Raw genomic sequence first — 17,041 nt, 5'->3', positions numbered from 1 at the left:
CATGCGTATGCGCAAAAATATACATTTTTCGCGCATACTGCGGGATTATAGGAACGCAGTCTCATCAAAAGACCTCAATTTCCGCGAATGCAGGCGTTCAAGCGGCATATCGCGCAGCGACTCCATCGCGCGGATTCCAATCATCAAATGGCGAGCCACTTGTGTTTTATAGAAATCTGAGGCCATGCCGGGCAGTTTTAGTTCGCCATGCAGCGGCTTGTCTGACACGCACAAAAGCGTTCCATATGGCACGCGAAACCGATAGCCGTTTGCCGCGATTGTGGCGCTTTCCATATCCAAGGCAACCGCGCGTGATTGCGACAGACGCTGCACGGGACCCGCGTGTTCACGCAGCTCCCAATTGCGGTTGTCAATCGTGGCCACGGTGCCGGTGCGCATCACGCGTTTCAGTTCGAAATCTTCCAGCTTGGTGACGTCAGCCACCGCACGTTCTAGTGCAATTTGAATTTCAGCCAGCGCTGGAATGGGCACCCAAACCGGCAGATCATCATCCAAGACGTGATCTTCGCGCAGATAGGCATGTGCCAGTACAAAATCCCCTAGGCTTTGGGAATTGCGCAGGCCTGCACAATGCCCCACCATCAACCAAGCATGCGGGCGCAACACCGCAATATGATCGGTTGCGGTTTTGGCGTTAGACGGTCCAACGCCGATATTCACCAATGTGATCCCCGAGCCATCTTTGCGCGTCAGGTGATAAGTTGGCATTTGGGGCTGTTTTTCCACCGCAGGAATTTTGGTCGCGGGATCGGTGATTTCCACATTTCCAGTTGAAACAAAACTGACATAGCCGTTCGTAGGATCGGCCAGCATTTCGCGGGCATAGGCCTCAAATTCGGCAACATAGAATTGGTAGTTGGTGAACAGAACGTGATTCTGAAAATGCTCGGCGTCTGTTGCTGTGTAATGCGCCAACCGGGCAAGGGAATAGTCAACGCGCTGGGCTGAAAATGGGGCCAAGGGTTTGGCTCCGCCTTCGGGGGTGACGGCAACGCCATTCACGATGTCGTCGTTGGTTGTCGACAAGTCGGGCACATCAAAAATATCGCGCAGAGTGAAATCGGCAGCCCCCTCCTGAGGCACTGTGATCGTGTCGTCATTGGCCACGGCAAAATGCACCGGAATCGGCGTGGATGATGCGCCAACCACCACTGGAACCTTGTGGTTCTCTAGCAAGAGCTCGATTTGCTGTTCCAGATAATTTCGAAACAAATCAGGCCGGGTGATTGTTGCCGCATAGGTACCGGGTTCTGCCACATGCCCAAACGACAGGCGGCTGTCCACTTGGGCAAAGCTTGTGGTGGTGATGCGCAGCTCTGGGTAATGCGCACGAATGCGCTGCCCCTTGGGGCCATCCGCTATCGCTGAAACAAACTCTCGGCACAAATAGGTCGTGGCCGTTTCATAGAGTTCACACAGCCGATCGACGGCCTGCTTGGCATTTGTAAAGGATTCAGGGGCGGGGACAGCCGTTGTGGCTATGGGAATTTCAATAGGGGTCATTTTGGGGCCTGTAATACGGTCGTCATTTCAAACTTTGTTACGTCCACCAGCCCAAGATCCGAAATTCTAAGTTCCGGGATCACCACCAGAGCCAGCAATGAATGTTGCATATAAGCATTGTTAAGCGTGCAGCCGCAGGTTTGCATCGCCTGCATCATCGCCTGTGCCTTAGCGGCAACCTGAGTGGCTGGCTGATCTGACATCAACCCGGCGATGGGCAATTTGATCAGAGCAATTTCTTGCCCGTCTTTGAAGACGGTCACACCGCCGCCGACCTCGCCCAGTCGATTGGCCGCCAGCGCCATGTCCTCTTTGTCTGTGCCAACAACAATCATGTGATGGCTGTCATGGGCGACGGTCGAGGCCATCGCCATCCGGCCTTGGTAGCCAAATCCACTGACAAAGGCGTTGGTGGTGCTGCCCAATCCCCGATGGCGCTCGACAAGGGCGATTTGACAGACGTCTTGATCAACATCCATCTCAACCAAGCCATCCTGCACGTTCAATGTGGCTTTCAAAGCCTTGGTTGGGGCCTGATTTTCAACCACCCCAATTACATTCGCGGTCACGGTGTTGGCACCGTTGGGTGCGGAAATGTCAAAATCCATAGCACGGCGTTGCGGACCCAAATTGACGGTTTGGCGCGCGTGTTTAGGCCAATCATAATGCGGACAATCCACAAGGCATACGCCATTCTTTGCCACGGTTTTGCCGCGCGCAATCACCTGTTGGATTGGCAAGGTTTTCAGATCGCTGGTCAGAATGACATCGGCGCGGCGTCCCGGCGTGATCGAGCCCAAATCACGCTCCAAGCCAAAATGGGTCGCCGTGTTAATGGTGGCCATCTGTAGCGCGATCAATGGATCACAGCCGCACTCAATGGCGTGCCGCACAACCCGGTTCATATGCCCGTCGTTGACCAAAGTGCCGGAATGACAGTCATCGGTGCACAGGATAAAACCACGCGGATCAAGCCCTTTTTCTGTGATGGCTGTGATCTGACTTTCCACATCGAACCAGGCAGAGCCAAGCCGCATCATGCTGCGCATACCTTGTCGCACACGCGCGATTGCATCTGCTTCGCACGTGCCTTCATGATCATCCGCAGGCCCACCGGCCACATAAGCATGAAAGGCTGGTCCCAAATCCGGCGAGGCATAGTGGCCGCCAACGGTTTTGCCAGCGTTTTGCGTGGCGGCAATTTCCGCCAGCATCTTTGGATCAGCATTTGCCACGCCCGGAAAATTCATCATTTCGCCCAGGCCAATAATGCCCGGCCATTGCATGGCCTCGGCAACATCTTGGGGGGTTATTTCAAATCCAGTGGTTTCCAACCCCGGCGCGCTGGGGGCGCAGCTTGGCATTTGGGTGAATACATTGATCGGCTGCATCAGCGCCTCGTCATGCATCATGCGCACGCCCGCAAGACCCAGAACATTGGCGATTTCGTGCGGATCAGTGAACATGCTGGTGGTGCCATGGGGGATCACCGCACGGGCAAATTCCGCGGGTGTCAGCATGCCACTTTCAATGTGCATATGCGCGTCGCACAGACCGGGGATCATAAAGCGATCCTCTGCCTCGATCAGCTCGGTTTGTGGCCCTATGCAATGGCTGGCATCCGGCCCAACATAAGCGATGCGGCCCTCGGCAATAGCGATGTCGTGACCCGCAAGAATTTCACGGCTGTGTACGTTGACCCAACGTCCGTTGCGAATGATCAGATCTGCGGCTTCGCGCCCTGCGGCGACGTTGACCAAGCGGGGGGCGCATTCGGCCCAAGTTTTTAATGTCGTCTGCTCCATGTCCCAAGGTGGCACGACAGCCGCCATTGATCAAGCAGCCGAAACATGACGCTTTTGCAAAGGCTGTTTCAAACCAAACCGAAAGGCAAGCTATTGGGCATGTCGATACATTGCACAGATGCAATTGATTTTAGGGCTTAAATCGGGTCTGCTGCAAAAAACCACTGCCAAACCGGAGCATCGTATGCTGCCTTTCGATATTGTTGTGACCTTCGCTCTGGCGACTTTGTTGCTTAGCCTTGCGCCTGGCCCGGATAACGTATTTGTGCTGACACAATCGGCGCTGCATGGTGCCGTGTCAGGCCTGTATGTGGTGCTGGGGCTGTGCACGGGTTTGCTGTTTCATTCCGCCGCTGTGGCCCTTGGCTTGGCCGCGGTGATCCAAGCCAGCGCGCTGGCGTTCACGGTGATCAAATTCATTGGGGCGGCTTATCTTTTGTATCTGGCCTATCAGGCGTTTCGCGCCAAGCCACAAAGCCTGCACACCAAAACAGTATCACGCTCAGGCTGGGCGCTGTATCGGCGCGGCGTCTTGATGAATATTACAAACCCAAAGGTCGCATTGTTCTTTTTGGCGCTGTTTCCGCAATTCACCGACCCGGCGCTGGGCAACCTGACGGGGCAGATTGCACTATTGAGCATGGTGTTTGTCGGCGTGGCCCTTTTGGTTTTTGGCTCTGTGGCCCTTGTGGCCGGCCGCCTAAGCCAAACATTGATGCGCACTCCTAAAATGCAGACCGTCACCAATCGCGTGGCGGGGCTTGTGTTTGTGGGGTTGGCCGCCAAGATTGCAACAAGCCAGCGCTAAGCAAAAACCGCCTTGGGCGCTGTGGAAAGGACTGCGATGGTTAACAAACAGGATCTGGAACGCTTTTTGCAGCCGCAAGCTATGACCCATGCCAAGGCTTTGGCCGAAGTGCGGTCTGGTTTGAAGCTTAGCCATTGGATTTGGTGGGAATTGCCACAGTTGCGCGGGCTGGGTCGTTCGCAACGTGCTGAAGACTATGGGTTGCAAGATCTTGACGAAGCCACGCGTTACTTGGGTCACCCAGTTTTGGGCAAACGCCTGATGGAAATCTGCATGGCTTTGTTGATGCATCAAAACCGCCCACCCGAAGCGATTTTGGGCCCGATTGACGCACAAAAACTGCGCAGCATGGCGACTCTTTTTGCCCGCGTGCCCGGCACGCCGGATGTGTTTCAGGATATTTTGGATCAGTTTTTTGGTGGATTATCTTGCCCTTTGACGCAGTCTCGGCTTGCCGCAGAGCATTAAGTTTGTGCAGCATGCGCGGGCAGGTGCCTCTGGCAGGGGTATTTTTGGAAAAGTGAAACGCCAGGCTTGCATGTTTGCAGGTGGTTGCGCAGTTTGCGGGCATGAAAAACACTTTGCTTTCTTTAGGTCATGGATTTTCTGCACAGGCTTTGGCGGCGCGACTGGTGCCGCAGGGGTGGCGGGTGATCGGCACGACGCGCAAAACTGAAAAACTGGAAGAGCTGTCGGCCTCTGGGGTCGAGCCATTACTCTGGCCTTGTGATCTGACCAGCTGCCTTAGAGATGTGACCCATATTTTGACATCAGCTGGTCCTGATGCCCAGGGTGACCCGATATTGCGCGCAGCGCGCCCTGCCATTGAAGCGGTGAAAAGCCAATTGCATTGGGTCGGGTATTTATCGACCACCGGGGTTTACGGCGATCACGATGGCGGCTGGGTGGATGAGACCACCGCACTTGATCCGGCGACAGAGCGGGGCAAGCGACGGGTTCTGGCCGAACGCGAATGGTTGGATATTGATGATTTGCCTGTGCATGTGTTTCGCCTGGCGGGCATTTATGGGCCGGGGCGTGGGCCGTTTGCCAAACTGCGACGGGGCGTGGCCCAGCGGGTGATCAAGAAAAATCAGGTGTTTAGCCGCACACATGTCCAAGACATTGCGCAGGTGCTGGAGGCTTCGATGGCGCAGCCAAATCCGGGGCGCATTTACAACGTCTGTGATGATGACCCGCAACCGCCAGAGGTGGTGATTGAATATGCGGCCAAACTGCTTGGCATGGCACCGCCGCCAGCTGTGGCTTTTGAAGAGGCAACGATGAGCCCGATGGCGCGGACATTTTATTCAGACAGCAAGCGCGTGCGCAACGACCGCATCAAAGATGAATTGGGCGTGACATTGAAATACCCGACGTTCAAAGCGGCGCTGGAAGCGATGTTAGCACAGGAACGTTCAGGCTGAGGCGATGGCTGGGGGTTTTACCCCCAGACCCCCAGAGTGTTTTGAGAAAGATGAAGTTAGGCTGATTTGCTGCCAATCTGGGCAATTCCAAGCGTATCAAGCACTTTGGCTTCGATGTGCTCGGCGTTCATGGCAGCTGTGGCATACATATCCGCAGGGCTGGATTGATCGATAAAGATATCGGGCAACACCATCGAGCGGAATTTCAACCCAGTATCAAACACAGCGTTTTCTGCTAAAAGCTGCGCCACATGTGAGCCAAATCCGCCAATCGCGCCTTCTTCGATGGTGATCAGTGCTTCGTGGTTTTGCGCCAGATCCATGATCAGCGCTTGGTCCAGTGGTTTGGCAAACCGTGCATCTGCGATGGTGGGGGTGATGCCACGCGCTGCCAAAGCATCTGCGGCTTTTTTGACTTCTTCCAGACGGGTGCCAAAGGACAATAGCGCGACCCGCTGACCTTGTTGGATCATGCGGCCTTTGCCAATTTCCAGAATCTCGCCGGTCTCTGGCATGTCGACGCCAACGCCTTCGCCACGCGGGTAACGAAAGGCAATTGGCCCGTCGTCATGCGCGGCAGCGGTGGCCACCATATGTTTTAGTTCGGCTTCGTCAGCGGCCGCCATCACCACCATGCCTGGCAAATTGGCCATATAGGCAATGTCAAAACTGCCCGCATGGGTGGCACCATCGGCCCCGACCAGCCCGGCGCGATCAATGGCAAAGCGCACGGGCAAACGTTGGATGGCCACATCATGCACCACCTGATCATATCCGCGTTGCAAAAAGGTCGAATACATCGTGCAGAAAGGTTTCATGCCACCCGCAGCCAAAGCCGCGCAAAAGGTCACGCCATGTTGTTCGGCAATGGCCACGTCAAAACAGCGGCTTGGATAGCGCTCGGCAAAAAGATTCAGACCGGTGCCATCGGGCATGGCCGCCGTGACCGCAACGATTTTGTCGTCTTCTGCCGCCAGATCTGTCAGTGTTTGGCCAAAGACCGATGTATAGCTAGGCGCATTGGACGGAGATTTCTTTTGTTCGCCGGTCAACACATCAAACTTGGCTGTGGCGTGGCCCTTGTCACGCGCGTTTTCAGCCGGGCCATAGCCCTTGCCCTTTTGGGTCACGATATGCAGCAAAACCGGCCCAGTGGCGCGATCATGCATGGTGCGCAGAACCGGCAGCAATTGGTTCATGTCATGGCCATCGATTGGCCCTACATAGCTAAAACCAAGTTCCTCAAACAACGTGCCGCCAAGGGTCATGCCTTTCAGCATTTCCTTGGCACGCTTTGCGCCTTCGCGGAAAGGTTCTGGCAAAAGCGACACCGCGCCTTTTGCGGCGGCTTTCAGCTCTTGATAGGGTTCGCCGGCATAAAGCCGGGACAGATAGGACGACATCGCGCCCACCGGAGGGGCAATCGACATTTCATTGTCGTTGAGAACCACAAACAATCGGCGATTAAGATGGCCAGCGTTGTTCATCGCCTCATAGGCCATCCCAGCGCTGATCGAGCCATCGCCAATCACTGCAATTGCATCACCCAGACCACCGTCGCAGGTGCCGCCCAGATCGCGAGCCACGGCAAAGCCCAACGCTGCGGAAATAGAGGTGGAACTATGGGCCGCCCCAAAGGGGTCAAACACCGATTCAGAGCGTTTGGTGAAACCAGACAGCCCGTCTTTCATGCGCAATGTGCGGATGCGGTCACGGCGCCCAGTCAGGATCTTATGTGGATAACACTGGTGGCCAACGTCCCAAATGAGCTTGTCGCGGGGCGTGTCAAAAACCGCGTGCAAAGCCACGGTCAGCTCAACCACACCCAGGCCCGCGCCCAGATGCCCGCCGGTTTCTGAAACCGCAGAGACGGTTTCGGCCCGCAGCTCATGCGCCAACTGCGTCAGTTCAGCGTCGCTGAATTGCTTCAGGTCTTCGGGTTTGTGCACCCGGTTCAATAGCGGCGTATCGGGTCTGGCAGACATAGCTCGCCCTTTTCTTAGCTTTCCCGCGCAATAACGAAGCGCGCAAGGTCCCGCAAGGTGTCAGCCCCTGCGCCATATGAGTCCAGCGCAGCGCAACTGTCATCAATCAAATCTCTGGCACGGGTTTTGGCAGCTTCCATCCCCAAGAGCGAGACAAAAGTCGCTTTGCCTGCAACGGCATCCTTGCCAAGGGTTTTTCCAACCTTATCCGCGTCGCCTTCGATATCCAAAACATCGTCCCAGATTTGAAAGGCAAGGCCCAAACCATCCGCATAGCGCGCAAAGGGCTGTGTCTCTGCCTGTGCCATGCGCGCGCCACATTGCGCTGACCAGCCAAACAAAGCGCCGGTCTTTCCGGCTTGCAACGTGATGATTTCATCAAGCGTCAAGGGCGCTTCGGCGGTTTCTGCGGCCATGTCTAGCGCCTGACCCAAAACCATGCCCTGCGCCCCGGCGGCTTTGGCAAAAGTCAGCGCAAGATCCGCCCGCACCAGCGGGTTTGGGCTTGTTTCCGGATGCGCCACCATTTCAAATGCCAAGGTTTGCAGCGCGTCTCCGGCCAATACCGCCGTGGCATAGTCCCATTTGACGTGCACGGTTGGCTGGCCCCGGCGTAAATCGTCATCATCCATACAGGGCAAGTCGTCATGCACCAGCGAATAAGCATGCATTGCCTCTATCGCGGCGGCGGGCCAGATGGATTGCGCTGGATCGATATCGTGCAGACGCGCACTTTCGGTCACCAAAAAGGCGCGCAGGCGTTTGCCACCATGGCTCGCATAGCGCATAGCCTGCACAACCGGCAATTGCCCCATCGGGGCCATCACAGCATCCAGATGCGCCTGCACCCGGGTGGCGGTCTCGGCCAATTGGCGTTTAAACACAGTTACAGCCCTTCGACGGGCTTCAGGCCACTTGGCTGACCCTTGCCATCCAAAGTGATGGCAGCAACTTTCTCTTCGGCTTCCTTCAGCTTGGCTTCGCAGCGCGCCTTCAGGGCAGCTCCGCGTTCATACAGCTTGATGGAATCATCCAGTGCAACATCGCCACGTTCCAGATTGCCAACAACCTGCTCTAATTCAGCCATGGCTTGCTCAAAGCTCATTTCTGCAACGGGTGTATCGCTCATGCGCTTTTCTCCATCAAAACACCAACATGGGCGGTAACCGACTCCGCCAAGGCCCTCAGATCATATCCGCCTTCCAAAGTCGAGACGAGACGCCCCCCACAATGGGTCGACGCAAGGTCGCAGAGCCTTTGGGTGAGCCAGGCAAAATCCTCGGTCTGCCAATTCAATTGCGCCAACGGGTCAGCAGCATGGGCGTCAAAACCAGCAGACACCAAAATAAGTTCGGGCCGGTAGCGGTCAAGCGCTGGTAAAATCTCGCGCGTGTAAACATCGCGCATATGGGGCCCATCAGAATGGGGCGGCAGGGGGAAATTCCAGACATTATTGTGACCGCCGGTCTCATGGCTCTGTCCGCTGCCCGGCCAGAGGGGGCTTTGATGACTGGAATAAAACTGCGCGTTTTCTTCCTCCCAAAGCAAGGCCTGCGTGCCGTTGCCATGGTGAACATCAAAATCAACGACTGCCACGCGGGACAGACCATGTCGTTTTATGGCGTGGCGCGCGGCGATGGCGATATTACCAAACAGGCAAAAGCCCATCGGCGTGGATTGCTCGGCATGATGACCAGGCGGACGCGTGGCCACAAAAGCATTGGTGGCTGCCCCGCCCAGCACGGCATCTACGGCGGCAATATTTGCCCCGACCGCGCGGCGCGCCGCGCGCAAGGTGCCCGCAGACATATGTGTGTCGCCATCCAAAGCTCGTTGCCCGCTGCTTGGGGAGGCCTGGGTGATCATATCCAAATAGCTTTGCGGATGGCACAACAAGATGTCGTCATCCTGACAATCAGGGGCCTCGCGGCGCTCTAATGTGGCAAAGCCAGCGAGTGCGTTTTCAATATACGTCAGCCGCGCGACTTGCTCTGGGTGCCCTGTTGGTGTGACATGGGTCAAACAATCGGCATGGGTGTAAAGTAATGTTGTCATAACCAGCACCAAAGCCGAATTAGCAAAGGTCTTGCAAGGTGCTACTGATGAAATTCTTGGTTACGCTCACAGTTTTTATCAACACCACGCTGGTCGCAACGGCTGCAGATATGGTGCGGTCAGACTTGGATCAGGATGGCCATGTGGAAGAATTCGGACTTGTTCACCAAGACAACGGCCAGGTTGATCTGCGCATTAAAACAAACACCGGATCAGATATCCTGTTGCCAAATATTGCTTGGAAAGGCGGGCTTTATGGCCAAAGCCCGCATCTCAGCCTTGCGCCAAACGGCTCGGTCTTGCTGACATCCAAGAACGAGGGGTGTTGCCGTTTTCGCTGGGCATTGACCGTGACGATTGCCAATCGCCAGCAGAGCTATCGGGTTGCTGGCCAGACTTACAGCTGGCGCGACACGCTGGATCTGGATGCCTTTGGTCGCTGTGACGTCAATTTTCTGACCGGGCGCGGGTTTTTGGAAAATGCAAAAGGCATCACCCATTTTGCCAGTGATCTTGAGGCAGCGCCACTTGCAGAATGGTCCCAAGATTCAGCCCTGCCGACACGCTGCAACCCCGATGCCCCTGCCCAATAGGCGCATCACCATCATTGTTCTTGATCCAAATACCCAAAAAACCGCCGCACCAGATGATGTCGTTGCTAGTCTGGGGCCAACATATAACCCGCCCCGCGCACGGTTTGCAGATATCGCGGCTGTTTTGGGTCGCTTTCGATCTTGCGCCGCAGACGGGTGATTTGCACATCGACAGCCCGTTCCTGCGCCTGACCGCGATCGCGTCCCAATTCTTCCACCAATTTGCTGCGGCTGATAGGTTCCGCAGGGGTTGCGGAAAAGATCTTCATCAATTGGCTTTCCGTGGCCGTTAAGCGCACCAGATCATCCCCTTGCCACATCTCGCCGCGTTCAATGTCATAGCGAATCGGCCCCAATTTCAGCATTTTCGGCGCGGCATTTGCCGCATCGCTCTCTGGCACACGGCGCAAAATCGCATTGATGCGCAGCAACAGCTCTTTGGGTTCAAAGGGCTTGGCCAAATAATCATCTGCCCCCGCCTCTAGACCCACAATGCGATCTTCGGTCTCACCTTTGGCCGTCAGCAGCATGATCGGGGTCGACGAGGTTTCGCGAATAGACCGGGTCAGCGCAATGCCGTCTTCGCCGGGCATCATCACATCCAGTACAATCATATCAAAATCAAGCCCGGCCAAGATGCGCCGCGCATGGGCTGCGTCGCGGGCTGCAGAGACCAAAAAACCGCTGCGGATCAGAAATTTTTGCAACAACCCGCGAATGCGTTCGTCATCGTCAACGATCAAAAGATGTGGTTGTAGATCCATCAGGTTTTATTCCCGCGCAGCGCGGCATTGCGACGCCGCATTTCTTTATCCATCATGGCCTCAAGCACCCGCCGAAATCCAGCCACTGCCTCGGGGCCAGCTTCACGATAGGCCGAGCGCATGCGTGTGCGTTGCGCATCTGACAGGCGCGCTTCCAGCCGTGTGCCATCTTCGGTCAAAAACAAATTGCGTTCGCGCTTGTCAACTTTGCCCACCCGGCTTTCAACCAGCCCATCTTCGATCAGCGTGCGTAGGACCCGATTAAGCGACTGTTTGGTGACCCCAAGAATCTCCAGTAAATTGGTCACGGTGGTGCCCGGTGCACGGTTGATAAAATGCACCGCTCGGTGATGCGCGCGCCCATAGGCCATGGTGGCGAGGATGCGATCTGGTTCTGATGTCAGCCCACGATAAGCAAAATACATGCCCTCGATGCCCTGCCGAATCTGCTCGTCTGTCAGAAAAAGCAGGCTTTCGCTGCCGTGGGTGTCGCCCATCTTGTTATTTCCAGTCAATAAAACCCTCGTACGAGGCCCACACTAAGTCAGCCTTGTTGACACTCCAAGGGTGAATTGGTAGCGAAACGCAGTTTTTGCGTAATAATATGCCCGAAACGGCCTTAACCTGCGCAACATATGACATTTAGAAAACGAAAAGGGATGCACTATGGCGGGCGCATACGATGATCGCGACGGCAAAATCTGGCTTGATGGCAAATTGGTCGAATGGCGGGATGCGAATGTGCATATCCTCACCCACGCGCTGCATTATGCAAGTTCGGTCTTTGAAGGCGAACGCGCCTATAACGGCAAGATCTTCAAAAGTGAATTACACTCTGAACGCCTGCTGAAATCTGGCGAACTGCTGGATATGCCGATCCCATACACCGTCGAAGAAATCGAAAAAGCCAAATATGACGCGCTAAAAGCCAATGGCCTAACCGACGCCTATGTGCGCGTTGTGGCTTGGCGCGGTGCAGGCGAAGACATGGGTGTGGCCTCTTCCAAAAACCCGGTGCGCATGGCTGTGGCCGTGTGGGAATGGGGTGCCTATTATGGCGATGCCAAAATGAAGGGCGCAAAGCTCGACATTGCAAAATGGAAGCGCCCAAGCCCGGAAACCATCCCGACCGCAGCCAAGGCCGCAGGTCTTTACATGATCTGCACCATGTCCAAGCATCAGGCCGAGGCCAAAGGCTGCTCTGATGCGTTGTTCATGGATTTCCGTGGTTATGTGGCAGAGGCGACCGGGGCCAACGTGTTTTTCGTAAAAGACGGCGAAGTCCACACGCCTATTCCCGACGCCATCCTGAATGGCATCACCCGTCAGACCATCATCCAGATGTTAAAAGACAAAGGCATCAAGGTGATTGAACGCCATATCATGCCCGAAGAACTGGCTGATTTCGAACAGTGCTGGCTGACCGGCACCGCCGCCGAAGTCACGCCGGTGGGGCAGATTGGCGATTATAAATTCGAAGTCGGTGACATCACACGCGATGTTGCAGAAAGCTATGAGGCGCTGGTGCGCGTTTAAGACTGCACAAAAAGGCAGCTAAGAAACGCGGGGCTTTGGCTCCGCGTTTTGCATTTGGGTGACCCTTTGCCGATGTCGGCTGCCTCTAGCCCTGCGGCGTCATATTCGGGCGGGCTTTGCCGCGCTGCAAGCCCAGTTTGCTTTCGCGCCAGATGATCAGGATGCCAGCCGCGATGATCAGACCAGACCCAGCCAAAGTCGCACTGGTTGGCACTTCGCTGAACACGAAAAACCCAATTAAAATCGCAAAAATCATAGATACATAGTCAAAAGGTGCCAGCAAACCGGCCTCAGCAAACCGATAGCTAGAGGTCAGGAATATCTGTGCGACGCCGCCAATCAATCCTGCCAGAATAAGAAACACCAATTCCTGATTGGTCGGAATCACCCAGCCCAAAGGCAGAGTAAGCAACGACAGCCCAGTGGCCGTCAACGCAAAGTAAAAGACAATGGCCGAGGTCTGTTCGGTCTGCACCATGCGTCGAATATGGATCTGCGCGAGCGCCCGAAACACTGCGGATCCTAATGTCAGCAACGCGCCCAACAGCAAAAGTGTTTCTGTGCCACCGCTGTCAAAAACCGTAAGCCGTGGATACAGAATAATACCGACACCGACCATACCAACAGCCAGCGCAGAAAGTCGGAATATGCGCACCTGTTCGCCCAAAAACATCGCTGCAAATATGACGATCAGCAAAGGCGAGGTAAAGCCAATGGCGGTCACTTCGGGAAAGGGTAAAATGCCAAGCCCTGCAAAGCCAAGCGCCATGGCTGATGTGCCAATAAACCCACGCCAGAAATGTCCCATCGGGCTTTTAACCTTTAACCCTCTGTGCAGCTCTTTACGATAAAGCAGCCAGATGATGATCACCGGCATGGCAAAAAACGACCGAAAGAAAACCGCTTCCCAAGGGGGCACATGCGGCGCAGAGGCCTTGATCAGCGACGCCATGATCGAGAACAAAAAAAGCGCAAACGTCTTCAGCAAAATGCCGCGGGTCGGGTTCATTAGGGGCTCGCTTTTTCATAAGGCGCAATTTTTCTGCGATAATGCGCAGCTTGGGCCGTTTGTACCCTTGCTTTGTCGCACGGGATCACCAAAGTGTGCAACCGCTGAAACCGGAGGCGCATATGTATCACCAAAACACCCTGATTGCGCGTCTGCGTGCCGCCAGCCTTGATCAAGATACTGCGGTTTTCGCCAAAACTCCCGGACGCGCCGACATGCGTTTTGCAGAGCTGTTTCAAGGGGCCGAAAAAATCGCGGCTGCATTGGTGTCTCAAGGGGTTGCGCCAGGTGACCGTGTAGCGGTGCAGGTCGAAAAAACCATCGAGGCCATTCAACTGTATCTTGGAACCGTTATGGCGGGCGGCATCTTTTTACCCCTAAACACTGCCTATACAACCGCAGAGATCGCCTATTTTCTGGATGATGCCGCGCCTCGGATTCTGGTCTGTGATCCCACGCGTCAAGCGGCCTTGGCCGCAGTCGCCCGAACCGCCCAGATCCTGACCTTGGATGCAGAAGGGGCCGGAAGTTTGACGACCCTGGCCAAGGGTTTTTCAGGGTTTGAACCTGTGGCGCGCGCCGGCAGCGATCTTGCGGCAATTCTCTATACATCGGGCACCACCGGTCGCAGCAAAGGTGCCATGCTTAGCCATGACAATTTGGCGTCTAATTCTGAAATGCTGCGCGATTATTGGCAGTTCACCAACTCAGATGTGCTGATCCACGCCCTGCCCATCTTTCACACCCACGGATTGTTTGTCGCCACCAATGTGGCGCTTTTGTCTGGCGCGTCAGTGCATTTTCTGGCCCGTTTTGACGCCGACGCCATTCTAGAGGCAATGCCAACCGCAACCGCTTTGATGGGCGTGCCCACCTTTTATACCCGCTTATTGGCTGACCCGCGTCTGAATAGGGATTTGGCGCAGAACATGCGCCTGTTCATTTCAGGTTCTGCACCTCTGCTGGTGGATACCCATGAACAATGGCAGCAGCGCACCGGGCACCGTATTTTGGAACGCTACGGCATGACCGAAACCAATATGAGCACCTCAAACCCCTATGAGGGCGAAAGGCGTGCGGGCACGGTTGGTTTTCCTTTGCCTGGGGTAGAAGCCAAGATCATGAAGGACGGTTCAGAAGTTGCAATCGGTGATATCGGCGTGTTGTGGGTGCGGGGGGCAAATGTCTTTCAAGGCTATTGGCAAATGCCGGAAAAAACCGCCGAAGAGCTGTTGCCCGATGGTTGGTTCATCACGGGCGATCTGGCAAAGTTTGACAGCGACGGCTATGTGACCATCGTTGGTCGCGCTAAAGATCTGGTGATCACCGGCGGATTTAACGTTTATCCAAAAGAGGTTGAAAGCCTGATTGACGACCTGCCGGGTGTCATTGAAAGTGCGGTGATTGGCGTGGCGCATCCCGATTTTGGCGAAGCGGTTGTGGCCTTGGTTGTGGCCAATTCCAAACAGGTAACGCCGGATGATATCGCGGCGGCGCTGCAAGACCAACTCGCCAACTTCAAACGCCCAAAGCAGATCATATTGGTCGACCAACTGCCACGCAATACGATGGGCAAGGTGCAAAAGAAAGCGCTGCGCGAGACCTACGCAGACCTGTTTGGGTAAGGGTTACTCAGCGGCCTTTGCGTCGCCCCATTTCAACAGATCAGACCAGTGATCCGGCAGTTCCGTATCCATTTCTTTAGACAATTGCACCAAATAGGCCAACATCAAACGGGCGCGTTTGCGAGCGATTTTACGCCCCTTGGCCGTGAGCATTTCGTTGGGCAATTGCAGCAGCTTTAGGTGCCAATGGTCGATGGACCATTGCTGATCATCCAAAGGGCGATCTGCGGCGAAAGGGTCGTTTGGGTCCGCCAAGGGGCGGCCCATTGTGGCCCCAACCATAAAGGTGCGCGCGATGCCAATCGCACCCAATGCATCCAGCCGGTCAGCGTCGCGCAAGATTTCGGCCTCGGGGCTTTTGGGGGGGATTCCTGCGGAATAGCTATGGGCAGCGATGGCGTGTTGCGTGGCCTTGATCTCGGCGTCACTAAACCCGATGTCAGCCAAAATAGGGGCCACTTTGCGCGCAGACAAAACCGAGGCTTCGGCACGATTAGGCGCGTCTTTGGGCAAGTTTACCAGATCATGAAAATACGCAGCGGCCATCAGCACATTCAGGTTTGCTGTGCCTTCGTCCTCGGCAATCCGGCGGGCGTTTGACCAAACCCGATCCAGATGCGCGATGTCATGCGCCGGATCTTGTTCCATCTCGCGTTTGATAATGTTGCGCAGCTGCGCCTTTAGATCTTTCATCAGCCGATTTTGCCTTGGTTCTCACCGATTTGGCCACGGTGCAGCAACAAGTGATCCAGAATAACACAGGCCATCATAGCTTCGGCCACGGGCACGGCGCGAATGCCAACACAGGGATCGTGTCGGCCTTTTGTCACCACTTCAATCGGGGAGCCGTCAATGCGAATAGAGTTGCGCGGCGACAGAATAGACGACGTCGGTTTCACAGCAAATCGCACCACCACATCCTGACCCGTCGAGATGCCACCCAGAATACCGCCGGCATGGTTGCTGGAATAGATCGGGCCGTTTTCACCCATATAGATTTCATCGGCGTTTTCAGTGCCTTTGAGCATGGCTGCGGCCATGCCTTCGCCAATCTCCACCCCTTTGACAGCGTTGATAGACATCATCGCAGCCGCCAAATCCGTGTCGAGTTTGCCATAAACCGGCGCGCCGATTCCGGGCGGAACGCCGCGGGCCACCACTTCGATCTCCGCCCCAACGGAATCATGCGCTTTGCGCAGGGCCTGCAGATAGTCTTCCCATTCCTGCGCCTTGTCGGCACCATTGGGAATCCAGAAATCATTTTGTTCAATGGCGTCCCAGTCAAAGCTTTCGCGATCAACCGTGACGTCCCCCATGCGGGTCATATAGCCTTTGATCTCCAGACCCGGCACCAAGGCTTTGATCGCCTCGCGCGCCACGCCACCCGCAGCCACACGCGCCGCGGTTTCGCGCGCCGAAGACCGGCCACCACCGCGATAATCGCGATTGCCGTATTTCTGATGATAGGTGATATCCGCATGGCCCGGCCGGAAGGTCTGCGAAATCTCGCCATAATCGCGGCTGCGCTGATCGGTGTTTTCGATCATCAACTGTATCGGCGTGCCGGTGGATTTCCCGTCAAACACACCCGACAGGATCTTCACCGCATCTGGTTCATTGCGTTGGGTGGTGTTTTTGTTCTGGCCGGGGCGACGTTTGTCGAGCCACTGCTGCAGCATCTCTGCTTCAATCGGCACATTGGGTGGGCAACCATCCACGGTGGCCCCAAGGGCCGGACCATGGCTTTCACCCCACGTTGTCACGCGGAAGAGGTGTCCAAAACTATTGACTGACATGGGCATGCTCCTGTTTGAAAAACCCTTAGCGCCAAAGCGCCACAGGGGAAAGACCCAGAACGCAAACGCCGCCTCGATTGGGCGGCGTTATAGGGTCATCTATTGCGGCGGTGC

The 17,041-nt window shown here is 55.6% G+C and carries 17 protein-coding genes; 6 read left to right on the top strand and 11 right to left on the bottom strand.

Annotated elements, in window-relative coordinates; translation table 11 throughout:
• Positions 1 to 45: 45 nt before the first annotated feature.
• Both ABXG94_RS13285 and ade read right to left on the bottom strand, forming a co-directional pair.
• The gene (locus tag ABXG94_RS13285) at positions 46 to 1,524 is read right to left on the bottom strand and encodes an AMP nucleosidase (protein WP_353534891.1); all 1,479 of its coding nucleotides are present in this window, start codon (positions 1,522 to 1,524) and stop codon (positions 46 to 48) included.
• Positions 1,521 to 3,329 (bottom strand): adenine deaminase, encoded by a 1,809-nt coding sequence (gene ade, locus ABXG94_RS13280; protein WP_353534937.1) that lies wholly within the window; start codon positions 3,327 to 3,329, stop codon positions 1,521 to 1,523. The genes ABXG94_RS13285 and ade overlap by 4 nt, the downstream gene beginning before the upstream one ends.
• A 184-nt stretch (positions 3,330 to 3,513) precedes the next feature.
• Here ade and ABXG94_RS13275 point away from each other — a divergent pair, with 184 nt between their 5' ends.
• From ABXG94_RS13275 to ABXG94_RS13265, 3 genes are all read left to right on the top strand, one after another.
• The gene (locus ABXG94_RS13275) at positions 3,514 to 4,137 is read left to right on the top strand and encodes a LysE family translocator (RefSeq protein WP_353534890.1); all 624 of its coding nucleotides are present in this window, start codon (positions 3,514 to 3,516) and stop codon (positions 4,135 to 4,137) included.
• A gap of 36 nt (positions 4,138 to 4,173) precedes the next feature.
• Complete coding sequence (locus ABXG94_RS13270; RefSeq protein WP_353534888.1) at positions 4,174 to 4,605, top strand: DUF1810 domain-containing protein; 432 nt, start codon at positions 4,174 to 4,176, stop codon at positions 4,603 to 4,605.
• Between the two features lie 101 nt (positions 4,606 to 4,706).
• The gene (locus ABXG94_RS13265; RefSeq protein WP_353534885.1) at positions 4,707 to 5,564 is read left to right on the top strand and encodes an SDR family oxidoreductase; all 858 of its coding nucleotides are present in this window, start codon (positions 4,707 to 4,709) and stop codon (positions 5,562 to 5,564) included.
• Positions 5,565 to 5,620: 56 nt separating this feature from the next.
• Here the strand turns inward: ABXG94_RS13265 and dxs are convergent, their stop codons facing one another.
• Genes dxs through ABXG94_RS13245 form a run of 4 tightly spaced genes read right to left on the bottom strand, consistent with a single transcriptional unit; the run spans position 5,621 to position 9,604 of the window.
• Positions 5,621 to 7,549: a 1-deoxy-D-xylulose-5-phosphate synthase gene (dxs, locus tag ABXG94_RS13260; protein WP_353534883.1), complete on the bottom strand. Its 1,929-nt coding sequence runs from the start codon at positions 7,547 to 7,549 to the stop codon at positions 5,621 to 5,623.
• Between the two features lie 14 nt (positions 7,550 to 7,563).
• Positions 7,564 to 8,433, bottom strand: coding sequence for a polyprenyl synthetase family protein (locus tag ABXG94_RS13255; RefSeq protein WP_353534881.1), 870 nt, complete (start codon positions 8,431 to 8,433; stop codon positions 7,564 to 7,566).
• Positions 8,434 to 8,435: 2 nt separating this feature from the next.
• The gene (locus tag ABXG94_RS13250; protein ID WP_353534879.1) at positions 8,436 to 8,678 is read right to left on the bottom strand and encodes an exodeoxyribonuclease VII small subunit; all 243 of its coding nucleotides are present in this window, start codon (positions 8,676 to 8,678) and stop codon (positions 8,436 to 8,438) included.
• Positions 8,675 to 9,604, bottom strand: coding sequence for a histone deacetylase family protein (locus ABXG94_RS13245; RefSeq protein ID WP_353534877.1), 930 nt, complete (start codon positions 9,602 to 9,604; stop codon positions 8,675 to 8,677). Before ABXG94_RS13245 ends, ABXG94_RS13250 begins: the two co-directional genes overlap by 4 nt.
• A 47-nt stretch (positions 9,605 to 9,651) precedes the next feature.
• On the opposite strand from ABXG94_RS13245, the gene ABXG94_RS13240 reads away from it, so the two are divergent.
• Entirely contained in the window at positions 9,652 to 10,197 is a 546-nt protein-coding gene (locus ABXG94_RS13240; protein ID WP_353534876.1) for a hypothetical protein, read from the top strand.
• Positions 10,198 to 10,262: 65 nt separating this feature from the next.
• On the opposite strand, the gene ABXG94_RS13235 is transcribed toward ABXG94_RS13240, so the two are convergent.
• The gene (locus tag ABXG94_RS13235) at positions 10,263 to 10,961 is read right to left on the bottom strand and encodes a response regulator (protein WP_353534873.1); all 699 of its coding nucleotides are present in this window, start codon (positions 10,959 to 10,961) and stop codon (positions 10,263 to 10,265) included.
• Positions 10,961 to 11,458 carry a MarR family winged helix-turn-helix transcriptional regulator gene (locus ABXG94_RS13230; protein ID WP_353534871.1) on the bottom strand — a complete coding sequence of 166 codons (498 nt, stop codon included), beginning with the start codon at positions 11,456 to 11,458 and terminating at the stop codon, positions 10,961 to 10,963. The genes ABXG94_RS13235 and ABXG94_RS13230 overlap by 1 nt, the downstream gene beginning before the upstream one ends.
• A gap of 169 nt (positions 11,459 to 11,627) precedes the next feature.
• Between ABXG94_RS13230 and ABXG94_RS13225 the strand changes: the two genes are divergently transcribed.
• Positions 11,628 to 12,497: a branched-chain amino acid aminotransferase gene (locus ABXG94_RS13225; protein WP_353534870.1), complete on the top strand. Its 870-nt coding sequence runs from the start codon at positions 11,628 to 11,630 to the stop codon at positions 12,495 to 12,497.
• Positions 12,498 to 12,582: 85 nt separating this feature from the next.
• Here the strand turns inward: ABXG94_RS13225 and ABXG94_RS13220 are convergent, their stop codons facing one another.
• Positions 12,583 to 13,506, bottom strand: coding sequence for a DMT family transporter (locus ABXG94_RS13220; RefSeq protein WP_353534868.1), 924 nt, complete (start codon positions 13,504 to 13,506; stop codon positions 12,583 to 12,585).
• A gap of 122 nt (positions 13,507 to 13,628) precedes the next feature.
• On the opposite strand from ABXG94_RS13220, the gene ABXG94_RS13215 reads away from it, so the two are divergent.
• Positions 13,629 to 15,131 (top strand): malonate--CoA ligase, encoded by a 1,503-nt coding sequence (locus tag ABXG94_RS13215; RefSeq protein WP_353534866.1) that lies wholly within the window; start codon positions 13,629 to 13,631, stop codon positions 15,129 to 15,131.
• 3 nt (positions 15,132 to 15,134) lie between these two features.
• On the opposite strand, the gene ABXG94_RS13210 is transcribed toward ABXG94_RS13215, so the two are convergent.
• Complete coding sequence (locus tag ABXG94_RS13210; RefSeq protein ID WP_353534863.1) at positions 15,135 to 15,824, bottom strand: HD domain-containing protein; 690 nt, start codon at positions 15,822 to 15,824, stop codon at positions 15,135 to 15,137.
• Positions 15,824 to 16,927, bottom strand: coding sequence for a chorismate synthase (gene aroC / locus ABXG94_RS13205; RefSeq protein WP_353534862.1), 1,104 nt, complete (start codon positions 16,925 to 16,927; stop codon positions 15,824 to 15,826). Before aroC ends, ABXG94_RS13210 begins: the two co-directional genes overlap by 1 nt.
• Positions 16,928 to 17,041 lie beyond the last annotated feature (114 nt).

The sequence above is a fragment of the Cognatishimia sp. WU-CL00825 genome (assembly GCF_040364665.1).
GTDB lineage: Bacteria > Pseudomonadota > Alphaproteobacteria > Rhodobacterales > Rhodobacteraceae > Cognatishimia.
This window is presented reverse-complemented; position numbering and strand designations above follow the sequence as displayed.